Genomic DNA, 16,752 nt, shown 5'->3' with positions numbered 1-16,752 from the left:
TTAGTTGGACTGGAATCGAGTCGGGGAGGAATCACTGGCAAAAATATGAGCGGAAGTTTTTCTTTCCGGGCGGATACCGGCGTTTGCCACTATTTCCCGTGCACGGGCAGGCCATTGGGAACGGGCTTCCAGCAGATTGCCCCGAACGTCGCACTCGATGCCATGATCCACCCAGCGGGGCTGGTCGGAGAAGTTGCCCGTGGCAATGATATGGCGAGCCTCGTGCAGATCGAGCCAGGAATGGGTTTTCTCAATGACATTTTCAGTCGTCCGCCAGCCACTGCTCCCCATGTCGTGGTAGATGGCTCCGAAAACTCCGGTGGACAGGCCATCGAGCAGGTAGTTGCCTTGGCAAACCGATCCTGGCTGCGGCCCCAAGGTGTAGATGGCGCCTCCGTCCCGCGCCTGCGACATATAGCGGGCAACACGGTTTCCTGTGACCCGATTGGCTCCAGAACCACTGTATTCAGGCCGATGATTCCAGCCCCAGCCGATGGAAATGCCCGTGTAGGGCAGGTCGGCCAGATCATTGTGTTCGATCACGCTTTGTTGCATGTAATAAGCTGTGATCGCCGCGGTGGAGGGAAAAGTATGGCCGGTGCGGCGGATCAGATTATCCGAAATGTGGATGTCTCGGCATGGAGGCATGGAGGGGTCGGTCTCGGGATGGATGGGTGAGCCGACGGTGATGGCATCGGCCCCGGTATTGAGAAAAGCGTTTCCCTCGATGTGGGCGTCGGAACATCCGGCACCGATGGAGAGGCCAACCCCGCCGACGCAATCAATGACATTATTTTCAAAGTGAACGCCGGAGGTTTTTTCGATGCGGATGGCCGCTGGAATGATCTGGAGATACCGTGCCGAGTGCGAGGCGTCATAATCCCGAGCCTGGCGATTGGAGGCGATCCAGCTCACGCCGGATTGGTTGCTAACAAACGCTCTCTGCTGCGGATCGTCCCATGACGCCAGTCGCCAATGAATGCCGGAAATGCGGAGATGAGCCGGGGTTCCATTGCCCTGAATGATGAGGAGCGCTGCTGAAACAGGAATCTCGGGGCGGAAGGTTTCGATTTTTTCCCCAGGTTTGGGGGCATAAATAATGGCTGCCTGTGCCGGGGAGAAATACCATTCCCCAGGGCTGATCATGCCGAGGGCATTTTCCAGTCGGGAGCCAGCGCTGAACCGTCCGGCTTTTCTTTTGTTATTTCCAATGGCGATGGAGATTGGACCCGGCTGAGGAAAAAGGCCGGTCCCACCGGGCATGACGGCAACAGGTATCCAGTGGGCGCGAAAGTCGTCCATCCAGAGCAGTTCCAGGCGATCCTCGGGGCGCACGCCTTCCAAGGACACGTTTTTTACCAGAATTTCGCCTGTGTCCGTCTCCTGGAGAGGAAATTTTTTCCAGGATAATTGCGCTTTGGAAAGTTTTGCGTAACCCGCTCTTGGGAGTGAACAATCCTGCTGATAGAGCTGCCGGACGGGGAGCCCTCCAGGTACCGAGCAGTGCCAGTAGCCATCGGACGCCGCCGTCCATTCCTGTAATCTAACTCCGCCGGTGAGGACTGGGCGATGGGTTTCATCCCCGATCCATTCGATGGAATGTGTGGCAGATCCCAAAACGTCGGCCTCCAAAATAAAAGGCGTCTGCAATCGATATTCGCCAGGCTCGAGTTTGACCGTTATCCGTGCTGGAGGATGTTCGCTGGACAAAAGGGAGCGGATTTTTTCTTTCGCCGCCTCCAAGGTGAGGAGTGGGTCGGCGGTACTCCCATCGGCGCGATCACTCCCCTCGGGTCCGACACGAATGATGAAACTAGACGATTCTGCCGGTGCCACTATTTCTCCTGCCGCTAACAGGGGACTGCAAAAAAAACACGCCAAACAGGGCGCGGAGATGATGGGGAGAGCATAGCTAGTCCAATCCATAAAGCCCCTTCCTAAAAGCAGCGGCATTGGTGGCAGGAGAATAACGCTCAAGAAACAGCCGGCGGGAATTCTCAGCCAAGGTGCGCCAGGCACCCTCTGAACAGACTTTGCGGATGGCTTCCGCAAGAGAGGCGGGATCACGCGGCTGGACGAGAAATCCGTTGTAACCTTCCTCGACGATCTCTGGAATCCCCGCGTGGCGGGTGCTAACGAGCGGAACCCCCGCATTGGCTGCTTCCAGCAAGCACATGGGCTGCGCCTCCCGCGGATAGTAGGTGGGCAGGGCCAGAATGTCGGCCTTCTCCAGATGAGTCCGCAAAATATCCCGATCCTGAATCGGACCATGAATGGTGACGTGGCTCTCAAGCTTTAGCTCCTGAAGTTTTTGCCGGAATTCCTCGATGCTGGCATGAGCCGGCCATCCGCCAATGTAATGGAGGTGAAAAGAAAAGGTCGGCGTCCGGGCCAATATGGCAGCCGCCTCCGCAAGCTCCGGGTAACCTTTTTCCCGGATCATGTTACTGATGTAATAAATCTGCCAGACGGATCGGCCCAGCCGCTCTTCGATGCGGGATGCCACAGCCTCCTCTGTGAAAAGCATCGCCTCGTCGATAGTGTTGGGAACCACATGAAGTTTGTGGCCGGGAAGAGAGGGAGACAATTCCCGGCTTGCCGCCTGGTTGAGGAGGATGAAGCGATCGATCCTGCGAAAGATCAGTCGGGAAATCATGCCGAGCAAAGGTCTGCGAAGAACTTTCGCGAAGTTGCCATTATGAATGTGTGCCACGATTTCGCCGATGCGATTTTTCGAGAGCGGGAGAAGGAGCAGCCAGTCCTTGATCTGCCCGAGTGGCGTCGCGCCAGGCACGAAATACAGGATGTCGTAGGGCTGCGCGGCGATTTTTTTTCGCACCTCGCTATGACTCCCAAAGATTTGTCGAAAGCGGCTCCATGCAAAGCTGCCCGTCTTGCGTGGCACCCCGGAACCGTGCGAGATATTCACGGCATCCACCTTGGATTGCCGCCCAGCCAGGGCATAATAAAGCCGGGTGCAGACCGCCTCCCCTGTGAATGGAGGTGGAAAAGATGCGACAAAAAGCACGCTTTTCATGTCCGTGCAGTTTGTGTTTCCCTGAGTTTGCCCTGGCCCCCAGTGCTTCGCCCGGAGAGGCGGACGATGATCTGGTAAAGGAGAAGTGCCGGAAGCGAGATGCGGAGGACAGACCACGTGGCGATGGCGGTATCGCCTCGGATCACGATCATCAACCAGAGAACGAAATAAGCGTAAAAGGCCGAATGGTAAGGATTGTCGATCTGCCGGTTGCACCTGACATATACCTGCCGGGCGAGAGCCCCCAAAAGGGTGCTGCCAAAGACCACCCCGAGAATCCCAAAGTTAATGATTGTCTCACCAAAAAAAGTCACCCGGTCACCCCGACCCGCCGCCCAAATTTCCGGTCGCAACACGCGCGTGTAGAGTTCGCTCGTGCCGGCCAGTTTTCCTGGAAGAATGGCCCTCGGAATAGGAAATGTTAACACCGAGAGATAGCTGGCACCCATCTGGTAGGGCAGATCATCCGGCACACCTTCGAGAGTTCTAGCCACGCTGTTCAACTCCACAAATGTGCCTTTGCCAAAAAGGGTGTTATAGACAAAGGACAATTTTCCCCGCGCACCCTCGGAGTCCTCCAGATCAGACTGGACGGTCTTTTGGCGAATCAATGCGATGTAACCGAAAACCACCACGATGAGGAGGACGAAGATGATGCCACCTGTCAGCAGTTTGATGGGCTTGACGACCCGGTGCCGGATGATCAGCAAAATCAAGATCAAGACCACCAGATTAGCCCGGCTTCCAGAGAGGATGGCCGTAAATCCCGACGCCACCAGCGAGATGGCAAACAAGACCCGGATTACGAGCGTCGGAGTGATGCAAAGCTGGACATAGGACAGAATCGCGGCGCTGATCGAGATCAAGGTGACGGAAAGCAAGAAACCCTGACCTTCGAAGAGTTCCATCCGAAGCCCCAAACGACTCATGTAATTACCAAGCCCTCCTTCTTGCTTGATGAGATACAGGGAGGCTCCCAGACTCGCCGCGAGCAGTGCAACGACACCGACCATGGAGACAAGGCGAGTAGCAGGCGACTTGAAACGGTTTGAACTAATGACCGACCAGCGTTTGGGAACGGGTGTGAGAAAAAAACCGGCCAGAATACAAAACAACCCCAGCATGACCACGAAGTGAGCCAGCAAATACGGGCCAAGGGTCTGCGTGGGATAAAAATCCTGGCGATAATTGTAAATCGATGGCCCAACAAAGTGGAAAAACGACGCTCCCAGCAAGATATAGCAGGGGTGAAACAAATCGCCGCGATTTCGGCGTGTTTCCAAGCTGAAGACTGAGATGACAGCTGCGATAATGAAGAAGAAAATGGCCAGAACTGCCTCAAACGCAGGGTCGCCCAACTGAAACACCGAGGCGAGAGCCAGTCCAAATGACGCGAGGGCCAGAACCGTTATGATGAGAAGGCTGCGTGCTATCATGCGATCACTTTTTCTTGAAAGAGTGCGCGCAGTTTCTCACTGATCTCCAGCTGGGCGGCTTGGACGGCACCTCGGATTTCCTCGCCTTGCCCGGCGGCTGATTTGACCGCGTCCGCGAGGCTCTGTGTGGTAAAATCTGTGATGTCGAGACTAAACTGCCCCAGACCAATCGCCTCGAAAGTGCCCTGTGTTTTCGGTTGATAGGCCAATGCAACGGTGGGGGTGCCGGCGCACATCGCCAGAATGGCCGAGTGCATTCTGCTTCCAATGAAAACGTCCATGCGCGCATATTCGGCCATAATGGCTTCCGGGTAGGCGCAGTCATCCAGATTGGTCACACGAGCCCAAGGTGCGCCAATCAACTCGCAGAGCCGTGCCGACACAGATTGGTCGCCCAAGCCTTTGCCAACTGTGACTTGGGGAAAAATCTCGACCTGCACATCGGGGTCTGCCGCATGAAAATCGCAGACCACTTGCTTGATTTTCTCGAGATAATATTCAATGGCTTCTTCATCAGCAGCCCGGTTTGCGAAGCGCCAGTCCAGCACAGAAATACCGATTTTTTTCGGGGAAAACGAGGTTGCCTTCCTCACTTGGTGATCCGCCAGCAGGAATGCGATGTCCGGAACGAGCCGGGCATTCCCGATTTTCATTTCCAAAGCCTGCTCCAAGCTGACTCGTTCCCGGCAACAGACCAGCGCTAGCCGTCGCAAAGCGATCCTGCACAGCCACCGGTCGGCCCCATGCAAAAGCGGTCCCACGCTCTGGGGAAATAAAACGGTGAGTTTCTTAAACCGAGTGCCTAGCCAGATGTGAAAGCAATTCCCCAGCAAGCCCAGACCCAGTGGCCCACGGCGCGACGAATAAAGGTAGCCTCCGCCCGCTGCAAGGATCCAGTCTGCCTCTCGGATTGGTGCAAATTTTTTCCCCTGCGGTTGCAGGAGCGATTGCAATGCAACTCCCATGAAGCGCAAGTATTTCTTGATGGGCGATCCCTTGCCTCCGATATCGAAAATGGCAGGCAGTGACTCTGCTCCGCAGGCTTGATAGTATTCTCGATTTTCCTCCGCAAACGAGGAGAGAATGCTGATCTGGCAGTTTGGAGCCAAGTTGCGGACAAAACGCACCATCGCATAAACGATGGCGGCATCGCCCCGGTTTTGCACGGAGTAGGCGTTGACGATAGTAATGCGCAACGGGCGGTTCATTGAGTCAGCCTCCAAAAGTTAAGATGCAGGACCAGCAGCAGGGCGGAGGCGGACAGCACAAAGCCAATCGCCACTCCGAGGGCCCCTAGATATGTGATCAAAATCCAACTGCCCAGCACCATGAGCGCGGCACCGGCACAATGTCCCCAAAAAATGGGAGTCGTTTTTTCGATGGCTTTCAAGCCCACGGCATATGGCCGGTTCAGGCCGAGCAGAAACTGGTGAAAGGCAAAAATAAAGGCGAGCCAGGAAAACTGGGAATAGGTTTTGAGATAGAGAAAGTGGTGCAGGCCAAATGCTCCCAACGAAGCGAGGATGACGAATGCCAGAAAAGGCCAGGTTCCTTTGTCGAAAAGCTGGCGAACCCAAGACCGCACGGCTTCGTCGCCGCCCTCGTGGGCCAGCGTTGCCGCCATGGGAGTGGCTTGGTTTTCAAACATCAACAAGGCTGTGGTTATCAGCCCCGCCATATTCTGAGCGGTCCTCACCCCACCCAACGTTGCGTCGGGCAAGAGCCGGGCAGCAACCAGAAAATATCCCTGCGAAGCTACCCAGTAGAGCAGCAGCCCACTGAAAAGGGAGTGGGAGAAACGCCAGTGATCACGCAGCAAAACTTGGAAGGGAACTTTGGATGTCGTATCGGAACGCGGGGTCAGCAATTTAAAAAAGAGAATTCCCAGAAGGTAGGAGAGTGCCAGACAGAGAAGCACTGCACCTTCCGAAGCGACGCCGAGAAACACTGTGACACCCAGCGAGATCACAGCTGACAGCAGGACAAGGGCGGAACAAAGAAGCAATACCGGTGCCTCGCCCAAAGCGTAGGCAATCTTCCGGCGCAATTCATAGGAGGACCAAGCCGTCAGCATGAGCAGGGAGTAAACCAGATCGCTGCTGGAAATACGTCGCTCCACCCAAAATGCTATGGCCAAGCAAACCAGTCCCACGGCCACGCTCACGCCCACATTCAAGAGTTCCAGTTTGCCAAGGTAACTTCGTTTGGCGGAGTGATAGCGTTTACGGTAAAGAACCAAAACCGGCGCGCTCACGACAGCGCTGACCAACCCAAACGCCAAGCTTAGGGAGGACATGATAACGACGAAAATCGCGAACGAGGAAGGAGCGAGCAGACGACCGGTGACAATGACAATGCCAAAGTTCAAAACCGCCACCAAGATTTGCTCCAGGGAGCCCGCACCATGACGGGCGGTCAGATGGCGGATACGATGGATCAGTTTGGATAAATCACTGCCGCCGGGGCTCTGAAGTGTGAACATTTATTTTGGAAAAATAGTGATGTGTCCCCGCTTCCTCTCAGCCCCGGTGGTGGAGTTAGGGCAGTCTGCTGGCTTTCTCATGCTGAGCCAGTTTCCAATCGGCGTCGGCCATGATTTCCACCAGTTTGGCAAACCTCGTGGTTGGCTCCCAGCCAAAGGCTTTGTAGGATTTTGAGTAATCGCCAATCAGCAACTCCACCTCAGTTGGACGGAAGTAGCGGGGATCGATCTTGAGGCGGATTTTGCCAGTGGCTTTCTCAACGCCAACTTCCTCCACTCCGGAGCCTTTGAATTCAAGTTCCATGCCGAGGTGTTTGAAAGTGAGGTCGATAAATTCGCGGACGGTATGGGTTTCGTTGGTGGCGCAGACATAGTCGTCTGGCGATTCCTGCTGGAGGATGCGCCACATGGCGTCCGTGTATTCGGGGGCAAAACCCCAGTCGCGTTTGGAGTCGATATTGCCCATAACAAGGCAATCTTCCAAACCTTCCTTAATCCGGCCAGCGGCGCGGGTGATTTTGCGGGTGACGAAGGTTTCTCCGCGTCTCGGGGACTCGTGGTTAAAGAGGATCCCGTTGGACGCGTGGATGCCGTAGGCTTCGCGGTAATTAACGATGATCCAGTAGCCGTAAAGTTTGGCGACAGCGTAAGGAGAACGTGGGTAGAAGGGAGTTTTTTCCGTCTGCGGAACTTCCTGGACCAAGCCGTAAAGCTCACTCGTGGACGCCTGATAAAAGCGAACTTTGTCTTTCAGGCCGACTTCTTTGATGGCATCGAGAAAGCGCAAGGTGCCCATGCCGTCCACTTCGCCAGTGTATTCAGGGACATCGAAGGAGACTTTAACGTGGCTTTGTGCGCCAAGATTGTAGATTTCATCGGGGCCGATTTTTTCCAGGAGTCGGTTGAGGTTACTGGAGTCGGTCAGGTCGCCGTGGTGCAGAAAAAGTTTCTGATCCATGATTTCTGGATCGCGATAGAGATGGTCGATGCGGCCCGTATTGAAGCTGCTGGAACGACGAATCATGCCGTGAACTTCGTAGCCTTTGGCTAGTAGTTGCTCGGCGAGGTAGGAACCATCCTGGCCTGTGATACCGGTAATAAGGGCAGTTTTCATTGTATGTAGATGTGACAACTAAAACTGCTCAGGTTTCCTGCGAACTGGATGAAACTGGCTTTGCGTTATTAGCTTCCGAGTCTTCGATGGCGACAAATGCGGATTCCGGTGTGGAGGATTCAACAGAGGATGGAATTTCTTCAGGGGCCGCATGGACTGCCACCGGGTTATCGACTACGGGTGCTGGAACCGGGACAACGGGAGCAGTCTCAGCGGGGGCCGGAGTATTTTTTACAGATGATTTCTTTCGTGGTGTTTCTGGACGAGCCGTCGGAGTGGAGGCGTAGGCATCGGGGCCGCCATAGACTTTGTCGCCATAGGTGCCGCCAGAATAATGATAGTAGTAGCCACCGCTGTTTTGAGGCAGGCGGTTAAGGATGAATCCCGCCGGACGAGCGTTGGCATCAGACAGTTTCTGAATGGCGCGCTGCACGACTTTGAGCGGAGTCTTACCCGAATGGACCACGAGACAGACTACGTTGACGTGCTGGGCTATGAGAAGGGTGTCGCTTACGGCATGCACAGGAGCACTGTCAAAAACCACGCGATCAAACTGCCCGAGGATTTTTTTGACTAGAGCGGGGACGCTGCTGTTAGCCAGCAACTCGGCCGGGTTTTGGGCGCGTTTCCCGGAGGGCAGAACATAGAGGTTGGGGATGTTGGTGGCATAAGTGCAGTCTTCCAGCTTGTAGATGCCTTCGAGGAGGCCGGACAAACCTTTTTCCTTGGCTTCCTCAAAGAAGAGCGGTTCGATAACGGGCAGTCGCAAATCGGCATCGACAAGGAGGGTTTTCCGACCCAGTTGAGCGAGAGAAATGGCATAGTTTACCGAACAAAAACTTTTTCCCTCGCCGGGCACGCCGCTGGTGAAAAGAAAGCTGCGTAGATCCTTTTCCGACCCCAGCAAGCTAATCGCAGTTCGCAAGGTTCGGAACGCTTCTGCCAACGCGCTGTTGGGAGTTAGCGTCACCGAGAGCCCTCGTTTTTCTGCCTCAGCTTTGCTGCCGAGCGGAATGGCTCCCACGGCATTGATGCCGAGCGCCGTCTCCGCTTGATCAAGAGTTTTCAGCGAGGTGTCAGCCAAGGAGAAGGCGAAGCAGAAGCACAAGCCGAGGAGGAATCCTCCGAAGATGGCACCGGCGATAACCAGGGCGGACTTTGGTTTGACTGGCTGGTAGGGCAGGGAGGCCGGCGTGACGATGCGCAATTTATTATCGTCCATACCGGTGGTGAGGGCGGTTTCCTTGAGCCGCTGCTGGACTGCGTCGTAGAGGTTTTGGTTGCGCATGACTTCCCGATACAGGCTGTTGTAGGGAATCATGAGCCGGTCGTTGGCCAGCTTCACTTTGTTCTGCTCTTCCATGATCTGGAGCGAGGCTTTTTCCGATTCTCTGGCGGACTCCACGGCGGTGGCTTGAGCGTCAGTCGCCTGCAAAATGGCTTGGTTTAAGGAACTGCGAAGTTTTTCCAGGCGGCCCTGGCCTTCCAGATACTTCGGATGCTTGGGCAAATAACGCTGTTTGACGGTGGCGAAGGTGGCTTCTTCCTCGGCGATGGCCTGTTGAAGCTGCAAGACGGCGGGCGAGTTCTTGATGCTTTTCACACCGAGCAAGGCATAATAGAGATCCTCGCCGGACATGGTGTCCTTAAACTTTTTGATCTGAGTGGCATCAGACTCTAAGTCAATGCGCTGGGAGCGTGTGTCGTTGACCCTTTGTGTGAGCGCGAGAAGTTTCGAGTCAATAAAGGTTTGGCTGTCGTCCAAAGCCACGCCGGGGTGGCTGTCTTTGAAATTTTGCGCGGCTTCCTCCGCCTCGGTTAGAGCTTGCTTGAGGCGTCCGGATTCCTCGAGCAAAAAGCTGTTGGCCTCGCCAGCTACACCGAGCTTTTGCGCGGCGTCCGTCCGGATATACTCGGCGACCAGTGCGTCGGCCATCTTTTGGGCGAGCAGCGGGTCGGTGTTTTGAGCTGTGACAGTAATGAGCCGCGTTCCTCGGACCAGCTTTGCATTGACAGCGTTCTGGAGGGCTCCAAGAAACTCGGGTTGCGAGATAGGTTCATCAGCCTGGGGTTTCATCCCGATTTGCTCGGGAGTCAGCTTCAAGCGGTCGATCAGATTGATTAAAACTTGGGTGCCCACCAAGTTTTGCTCGATTGTTTTGAGGACTTCCTGTGTTTTCAAATCCTCCGCATTGAGATCCTGGATGTTGTTCATCACCTTGGTGGAGGATTGCTCGATCTGGACTATGGTCGCCGACTCGTAAGTCTTGGGGGTGCGAATGATGTAAAGACAGCCCAAGCCGACAGTGATGAGCACGCTGCCCAAGATCATCCACCACTTGCGGCGCAGGGTGTGGAGCAGACCCGAGAGGTCGATGGCTGAAGAATCGTCGTTGCTATCTTCGAAGTTGTTGGAATCGTCAGATCTCATAATTAAAATACACTTTCCCCCACTGTGATGATGTCGCCGCTCTGAATGATGAATCCATTGGGATCCTTGCCGCTGGCGATGTTTTTGGCGTTCAATTTATAAATGGTGTCCTTGCCGTCGATGGTGCGCTTCACCCGGATGTCGCCTGCGTCTGCGATGCGCGTATAACCACCCGCTGTGCCGATGGCTTGCAGCAGGCTCACTTGGTCGCGGTCGGGCATTTCGTAGGCGCCGGGCTTCTGCACCTGTCCTAGAACGGTGAAACGGCGCTTGGCGTATTCGGTGACGGTGACGGTAACCTGTGGATTGACGATGTAATCCTTGGCTAGTTGGTTGCGAATCAGTAGAGCCGCATTTTCGGGGCTCATCCCGGCGATCTTCACCTCACCGATCAAGGGAAACGTGATCGTGCCAGCTTGAGAAATGCGGGCCTTGGTTTGCAGATCGGCTTCTTGAAAAACATCGACTTGGATGATGTCTTCCGGCGAGAGCGGCGTGGAAAGCCCGGGGGACTTGGAGTCGGATGTGGAACTCTTCGCAGTCTGGGCGTCTGCCTGACTCAGAAATATGAGGAGTGACGCGCCAAGCACCACGAGGCGGCTAAAAAGTTTGGGTAGTGGACGATGCATAAGCGATGGGTATGGAATATAAGTTTGTCGGCAATCTTATTTCCGGGGGGAAACTCTCAGAAGAGCAGGTAGCTGCAAGCGCTACCACTCAGCAATATTTAGACCAATCCGTCAATGACGGTAATCATTCTCTAAAATAACTCCAAAGAAGGCTCACACACCGTTAATGACTGGTAAAAAAAAAGCAGTCAAATCGAAGGAGATTACAGGTTGGTGTTTATTGAACACAATCATTGCCCCTTAGAAAAGGACTGTGGCAGACAAGATTACTTGATTTGACTTATAGCTAACTACCTCACGAGAAGAATCATTTTCCCGATAGGCGTAGCCGAGGCGGACGAATCCGTTCTGAGTCACCTCAAAGGTGAGAGTCATTGAAAATCTCCAGAGATCGTCGCTGCGGCTTTCGTTGGCAACCGCACCGGAGGTCGTATAATCGGCCAGCGTGTATTCCAAGTTCGTGCTCAGACTGAGTTTCTGCAGCAATCTCTGATTGTAAATCAACCCAAACGTAGTCCGCTCGATACCTTGTGTGAGGACATTGGCAGAAGGTTCGATGCGCCGCGACGCTGTCAGAAAAAATCCGGTGCTGTCCGTCGGAGTATAACCAATGTCCACTTGAAACACCCCGGTGGAGACGTCGTCACCGCCGTCAGTTTGCCGCAACTCCACACCACCCACCAGACTGAGCGTCAGCTTGGAATAGGAGTTATAGCGGAATCTGGCCACGGCTCGTTCGTATGTCTGGTTCGGATTTTGATCCTGCTCCAGCTCGCCCGCACCAAAGCCAAAGCCAATCGTAGTTTTCGGTGTCACGTCGAAGAGGAAATAACCGTTCGCCTCCGCCTGCGAGGAGTCGTTGCCCACGTTGTAATCGCGGTTGACCCAGGTGCCTTCCAACTGGACGCGCGTTTTTTCGCTCCAATCATAGATGCCAGTCAGATGAAGGTTGGTGACCTGACGATCCGCGCGGCGGCCCAAATCCTCATCGGGATCGGACAGAGTCTGAAACCGGCCGTCGAAGGCGACTCTGAGTTTATTGAAAGTCCAGCGCACCGTGCCAGCCACATCGTGATCAACGGAATTCAGGGTATTATTGTCCGCAAAGAAACTGGCTGTCGGCGCATAGGTCAGCGCGATCAGATTTTCCGTTCCCTCATCCTCTGCATCCAGTGCGCGGGCTGTGGTGTCGATGAAGCGCGACGCCCAGGATTCCACATTGCCAAAGGCCAGCGTCATCCGGGCGGAAGTCACAAAAATCGTATCCGAGACCTCATTCTCGTGGGTGATGAAAATATTGTCATCGAAGACCACGCTCGCCGTCACACCCGCATGAATCTCCGGCTTCCAAAAATTCGGGGCGCCTCCGCTGCCGATGGCAATGGTGTCGATCTCACTCGTGGCTGCTGGACCTTCGCCGGGCGCGGGCGGCTCCTCGACGTCGATGGCTGCGGCTGCATTGTTGATGGCATCTGGCGCGAGCGGTGCGGCAGCCTCGATTGGACGCGCGGTGGGCATCGGCGTGGTTTCTGGCCAGGCTTCCTCGGCGGCTTGGGAAAAAGTCGGATGCAAGGCCGCAAAAACGGCCAGACTAAATGCACTCAAAGCCGGTCGCGACCACTTGGGAGACATCTTTCGTCGAGTGGAGAGCCAGTTATTCCGGCTGCGCCCATAGTGATTACCGAGTGTGCCCTGCGAGTCCCCTTTGGTCATGCGACAGGGCTTGTAGGGGATTTCCCGTATCGGTGTCAAGTTTTACATTAGAAAAGTTGCGCTTTTTTCTGAACTGGCCAGCATTCCGCTGTGTTCAACGCTCGTTTTCTTCTCCGTTTCGCGCTTCTCACCGGCTGCTGGCTGCTGCCCGTTTCCGCACAATCGAATGCAACTCCGACCGACAGTTTGCACGCGCTCTTCGACGAAGCCTGGGCTTTTCGCATGGAGCAATCGCCCGTCGAAGCCTCCTATCTCGGCGACCGCCGCCACGCTTCCGAATGGGACAAACTCGCCCTCGCCGACTTCGACGCCCGGCGTGAGAAGTATCAAAGTTACCTCAAAAAACTCACCGACATCGACCGCGAGAAACTTCCGCCCAACGAGAAGCTGAACTTCGACCTCTTCGATAAGGAAATGTCCCTCGCCATCGAGGAATCTCTCCTCGGTTTGCAATGCCTCCAGATCACTCCGCGCGGCGGACTCCAGACCGACAACGAACTCGCCGACGCGCTGACCTTCGCCACCGTCGCTGACTACGAAGCCTGGATTGCCCGGCTCCAGGCCTTCCCGGAGCACGCCGCCCAGGTCACCGCCCTCCTGCGCGACGGCATGCAACGCAACATTTTGTTCCCTAAAATCCTCATGAAACGGGTCGGACCGCAGATCGACAAACAGATCACCGACTCGCCCAAGGACAGCCCGTTTTACCAGCCGTTCCGCAAATTTCCCGACGCCATCGCCCCCATCGACCGAGCCCGGCTCGCCGGGGCCGCCGAGGACGCGATCAGCGCGTCGGTGATTCCAGCCTTCAAGAAATTCAAAAAATTCTATCAGGACGAATATCTTCCCGCCTGCCCGGAGAAAACCGGCTTCGCCAACCTCAAGAACGGCAAGGAAATCTACGCCTTCCTCGTCCGCCGCGAGACCACCACCGATTTGGCGCCTGAGAAAATCCACGAACTCGGCTTGGGCGAAGTTGCCCGCATTCGCGCGGAAATGGAAAAAGTGAAAACCGAGGCCGGCTTCCAGGGCACGCTCGACGAATTCTTTAAATTCCTCCGCACCGACCCGCAATTCTTCTGCAAGTCCGGCGACGAACTCCTCCAACGCTACCGCGCCACCGCCAAACGCATCGACCCGCTGCTGCCCAAGCTCTTCCACACCCTCCCGCGCCTGCCTTACGGAGTCGAGCCCATCCCCGACATTGCCGCGCCCGACACCACCGCCGCCTATTATCGAGAGGGCAGCGCCGACGGCAGCCGCGCGGGCACATTCTTCGTCAACCTCTACAAACCCGAGACCCGCGCCACTTGGGAAATGATCCCGCTCACCCTCCACGAAGCCGTCCCCGGCCACCACATTCAAATCTCACTCGCCATGGAGCAGACCGATCTGCCAAATTTCCGGCGTTATGGCGGTTACACGGCGTTCGTCGAAGGCTGGGGACTCTACGCCGAAACGCTCGGATACGACTTGGATTTGTATCAAAGTCCCTATGATAAAATGGGGCAGCTCAGCTACGAAATGTGGCGCGCCGTCCGGCTCGTCACCGACACCGGCCTGCACGCCCTCGGGTGGGACCGCCAGAAAGCCATCGACTACTTCAAAGCCAACACCCCGCGCAGCGAACTCGACATCACCAACGAAGTCGATCGCTACCTTTCCATGCCCGGCCAGGCGCTCGCCTACAAAATTGGCCAGCTAAAAATCACCCAACTCCGCGACGAAGCCGCACTGGCACTGGGACCCCAATTTGACCTCCGGGAATACCACGATCTCCTCATGAAAATGGGAGCTGTCCCCCTCGACATCATGGAACGCGACGTGAAAGCCTGGGTGAACGGCAAGGCCAAGGCAGCGAACATTTCCACCATTCCGAGATAAAACTATTTGCCGCTCTGGAGATATTGCTGCCAGGCGTGAGCGGTGGCCTCATCTGGCAGCCAAAAAGCACTGGCTCGGCTGCCCTTGAAATCTTTGGCGAGCGCAATATCCATCGTCTCCAAGTTGCCCAGCCAGCCGTTTTGTGGATTGATTTTGAAGAGTTTGATCTTCTGTGTGGCTGACGCAGGGGCTGCGGCTGGCTTGGAAAAACTGGGGAGTTGCGATTTAAACACAGGCTGGGCTGCGGTAGAAACAGAGGCTGCGGCGGGCGGATTCAGGCGTTGTTCGATGGCGGCTTGAAGAAAGGGAATGGCGACGTCCAGACTTTTTCCGACTTCATGCCCTTCCTTCTGGTGAAAGGCGAGAGCCCAGGGAGCGTGGAGTTTGGTGCCGGCTTCGATATTAGCACGCGAGGGAGTGGTCCATTCCGATTTATCCCCGGCTCCCAAGGCGAAAAACATCGGAATCTCGCGAGTGGCAGCGGAAAGATTGCCACCAGGGCCGAAAGTGCCTTTGGAACTCGCAAAAGCGGCCACGCGCTCAGGAAACTTGGCGCAATAATTCGCGGAAACATTCGACCCAGCCGACGTGCCCCAGAAGGCGAGGGGACCATTCGCCAGCTCGGGATGCTGGCTGTCGGTGGCGAGGCGTTGGACGGCGATATTGATGGCGCGCGAGACTTCTCCACCGATATCGCTCTGGTAGGGGAACGGCTCGCCGTTGGCAAACTGGCAGCCAATAATGGCGAAACCCGTCGCCGTTCCCAAAGCCTGCCAGCGGGGATCTGTCGCCATCCCTCGACCATCGCCGTGTCGTCCCGGAATAAGAATCAAAGTGCCGTGGAGAGGCGCCGAGCTTGCTGGAATCCATCCCTTGTAAGCAACGGTATTGATTTTAACGCCGGGAAGAGCATCGCCGGTCCAGTCGTAGCTTTGGGCGCTGCAAATCCGAAGGAGGAGGCAGAAAATACTCAGAAATCTCATGAAACGGACTGTGGCGCACACTGGCGCAAGAGGAAACGCGTAATTTATCCCAAGCACTTTTCGAGTCCGGTTTTGATCCGAGTTTCATCCAAATCACGGCCGATGAAAACGAGCTGGCTTTGGCGTTTCTCGCTGGCTTCCCAGAGGCGGTCCCAGAAGATGCTGAAGCGGTTGTTCACCCCGTGAAAAATAGCGCGCCTCGGATGCCCGGCGAGGCTGAGGAAGCCTTTGGAGCGATAAACTTTCTCGGTTTTGGAGAGGTCTTCGATCCATTGCTGGAGCCGATCGACGTTGAAGGGCTGGTCGAAGGCGAACGAATGCGAATGGATGTCGTGATGGTGGCGCGTCTCAAGTTCGTCCTGAAACTTCGGATCGATCGCCAGTTTTTGGTCGAGATCGAAGACGTGCATGTCGAGGAGTTCCTTGAGATTCACCTGCGAATGGTCGGTGCGGAAGATGCGCGCCTCGGGATTGAGCTTGGTAAACTCGGCCTCAACCTTGGCGAGTTGGGCTTCATCGACGAGATCGACTTTGTTGAGGAGAAGATAATCCGCCATGATGATTTGCTCGCGGGCCGTGGCCTCGTTTTTCATCTGAGTGAAAATCTGCTCGGCGTCCACAACGGTGATGATCGAGTCGAGGCGGACAAATTTTTGCAACGCGGGGATGTTCGTGAATGTTTGCGCGACCGGACCCGGGTCCGCGATGCCGGTCGTCTCGATGAGAATGTAATCGAACCCGCCTTTTTTGAGGAGCTTCTGGATGCCTTTAACGAGGTCTTTGCGGACGGTGCAGCAGACGCAGCCGTTGCTCATTTCGAGGAGCTCGTCTTTTTGGTTTTCCACGAGCTGACCATCGATGCCGATCTTGCCGATCTCGTTGACGATGATGGCAAATTTGTAGTCGTTCTGGCCCTTCAGAATGTAGTTGAGCAGGGTGGTTTTGCCTGCGCCGAGGAAGCCGGTGAGAATGGTGACAGGGATGATTTTTTCGGACATGAGTGGGATGGAAGTTAAATGAAAAGAAAAAGGCGGCAACTGCGC

12 protein-coding genes are annotated in these 16,752 nt (G+C 55.5%); 1 reads left to right on the top strand and 11 read right to left on the bottom strand.

What is annotated here, in order from left to right:
* From ABIT76_09385 to ABIT76_09345, 9 genes are all read right to left on the bottom strand, one after another.
* Complete coding sequence (locus ABIT76_09385; protein ID MEO7933357.1) at positions 1-1,836, bottom strand: right-handed parallel beta-helix repeat-containing protein; 1,836 nt, start codon at positions 1,834-1,836, stop codon at positions 1-3.
* Positions 1,837-1,912: 76 nt separating this feature from the next.
* Positions 1,913-3,037 (bottom strand): glycosyltransferase family 4 protein, encoded by a 1,125-nt coding sequence (locus ABIT76_09380; protein ID MEO7933356.1) that lies wholly within the window; start codon positions 3,035-3,037, stop codon positions 1,913-1,915.
* Positions 3,034-4,473 carry an O-antigen polymerase gene (locus ABIT76_09375; GenBank protein ID MEO7933355.1) on the bottom strand — a complete coding sequence of 480 codons (1,440 nt, stop codon included), beginning with the start codon at positions 4,471-4,473 and terminating at the stop codon, positions 3,034-3,036. Before ABIT76_09375 ends, ABIT76_09380 begins: the two co-directional genes overlap by 4 nt.
* Positions 4,470-5,681 (bottom strand): polysaccharide pyruvyl transferase family protein, encoded by a 1,212-nt coding sequence (locus ABIT76_09370; GenBank protein MEO7933354.1) that lies wholly within the window; start codon positions 5,679-5,681, stop codon positions 4,470-4,472. The genes ABIT76_09375 and ABIT76_09370 overlap by 4 nt, the downstream gene beginning before the upstream one ends.
* Positions 5,678-6,955, bottom strand: coding sequence for a hypothetical protein (locus ABIT76_09365; GenBank protein ID MEO7933353.1), 1,278 nt, complete (start codon positions 6,953-6,955; stop codon positions 5,678-5,680). Before ABIT76_09365 ends, ABIT76_09370 begins: the two co-directional genes overlap by 4 nt.
* A gap of 55 nt (positions 6,956-7,010) precedes the next feature.
* Positions 7,011-8,069 carry a GDP-mannose 4,6-dehydratase gene (gmd, locus tag ABIT76_09360; protein MEO7933352.1) on the bottom strand — a complete coding sequence of 353 codons (1,059 nt, stop codon included), beginning with the start codon at positions 8,067-8,069 and terminating at the stop codon, positions 7,011-7,013.
* A 28-nt stretch (positions 8,070-8,097) separates the two neighbouring features.
* Entirely contained in the window at positions 8,098-10,500 is a 2,403-nt protein-coding gene (locus tag ABIT76_09355; protein ID MEO7933351.1) for a polysaccharide biosynthesis tyrosine autokinase, read from the bottom strand.
* A 2-nt stretch (positions 10,501-10,502) separates the two neighbouring features.
* The gene (locus ABIT76_09350) at positions 10,503-11,129 is read right to left on the bottom strand and encodes a polysaccharide biosynthesis/export family protein (GenBank protein MEO7933350.1); all 627 of its coding nucleotides are present in this window, start codon (positions 11,127-11,129) and stop codon (positions 10,503-10,505) included.
* Positions 11,130-11,369: 240 nt separating this feature from the next.
* On the bottom strand, positions 11,370-12,842 hold the full coding sequence (locus tag ABIT76_09345; protein MEO7933349.1) for an outer membrane beta-barrel protein: 1,473 nt from the start codon (positions 12,840-12,842) through the stop codon (positions 11,370-11,372).
* 90 nt (positions 12,843-12,932) lie between these two features.
* On the opposite strand from ABIT76_09345, the gene ABIT76_09340 reads away from it, so the two are divergent.
* Entirely contained in the window at positions 12,933-14,726 is a 1,794-nt protein-coding gene (locus tag ABIT76_09340; protein MEO7933348.1) for a DUF885 domain-containing protein, read from the top strand.
* A 2-nt stretch (positions 14,727-14,728) separates the two neighbouring features.
* On the opposite strand, the gene ABIT76_09335 is transcribed toward ABIT76_09340, so the two are convergent.
* Entirely contained in the window at positions 14,729-15,709 is a 981-nt protein-coding gene (locus ABIT76_09335; GenBank protein MEO7933347.1) for a hypothetical protein, read from the bottom strand.
* A gap of 44 nt (positions 15,710-15,753) precedes the next feature.
* The gene (locus ABIT76_09330; protein ID MEO7933346.1) at positions 15,754-16,707 is read right to left on the bottom strand and encodes a GTP-binding protein; all 954 of its coding nucleotides are present in this window, start codon (positions 16,705-16,707) and stop codon (positions 15,754-15,756) included.
* Between the last annotated feature and the right edge of the window lie 45 nt (positions 16,708-16,752).

This window comes from Chthoniobacterales bacterium, assembly GCA_039930045.1.
Lineage (GTDB): Bacteria > Verrucomicrobiota > Verrucomicrobiia > Chthoniobacterales > DASVRZ01 > DASVRZ01.
The sequence above is the reverse complement of the archived record's forward strand: the minus strand, read 5'-3'. Positions and strand labels throughout refer to the sequence as shown.

Excerpts from the sequence above, each read along its gene's own strand:
- ABIT76_09370 (MEO7933354.1), bottom strand. The coding sequence starts at position 5,681 with ATGAACCGCCCGTTGCGCATTACTATCGTCAACGCCTACTCCGTGCAA.
- ABIT76_09380 (MEO7933356.1), bottom strand. The coding sequence starts at position 3,037 with ATGAAAAGCGTGCTTTTTGTCGCATCTTTTCCACCTCCATTCACAGGG.
- ABIT76_09335 (MEO7933347.1), bottom strand. The coding sequence starts at position 15,709 with ATGAGATTTCTGAGTATTTTCTGCCTCCTCCTTCGGATTTGCAGCGCC.
- ABIT76_09375 (MEO7933355.1), bottom strand. The coding sequence starts at position 4,473 with ATGATAGCACGCAGCCTTCTCATCATAACGGTTCTGGCCCTCGCGTCA.
- ABIT76_09330 (MEO7933346.1), bottom strand. The coding sequence starts at position 16,707 with ATGTCCGAAAAAATCATCCCTGTCACCATTCTCACCGGCTTCCTCGGC.
- gmd (MEO7933352.1), bottom strand. The coding sequence starts at position 8,069 with ATGAAAACTGCCCTTATTACCGGTATCACAGGCCAGGATGGTTCCTAC.
- ABIT76_09365 (MEO7933353.1), bottom strand. The coding sequence starts at position 6,955 with ATGTTCACACTTCAGAGCCCCGGCGGCAGTGATTTATCCAAACTGATC.
- ABIT76_09355 (MEO7933351.1), bottom strand. The coding sequence starts at position 10,500 with ATGAGATCTGACGATTCCAACAACTTCGAAGATAGCAACGACGATTCT.
- ABIT76_09350 (MEO7933350.1), bottom strand. The coding sequence starts at position 11,129 with ATGCATCGTCCACTACCCAAACTTTTTAGCCGCCTCGTGGTGCTTGGC.
- ABIT76_09345 (MEO7933349.1), bottom strand. The coding sequence starts at position 12,842 with ATGACCAAAGGGGACTCGCAGGGCACACTCGGTAATCACTATGGGCGC.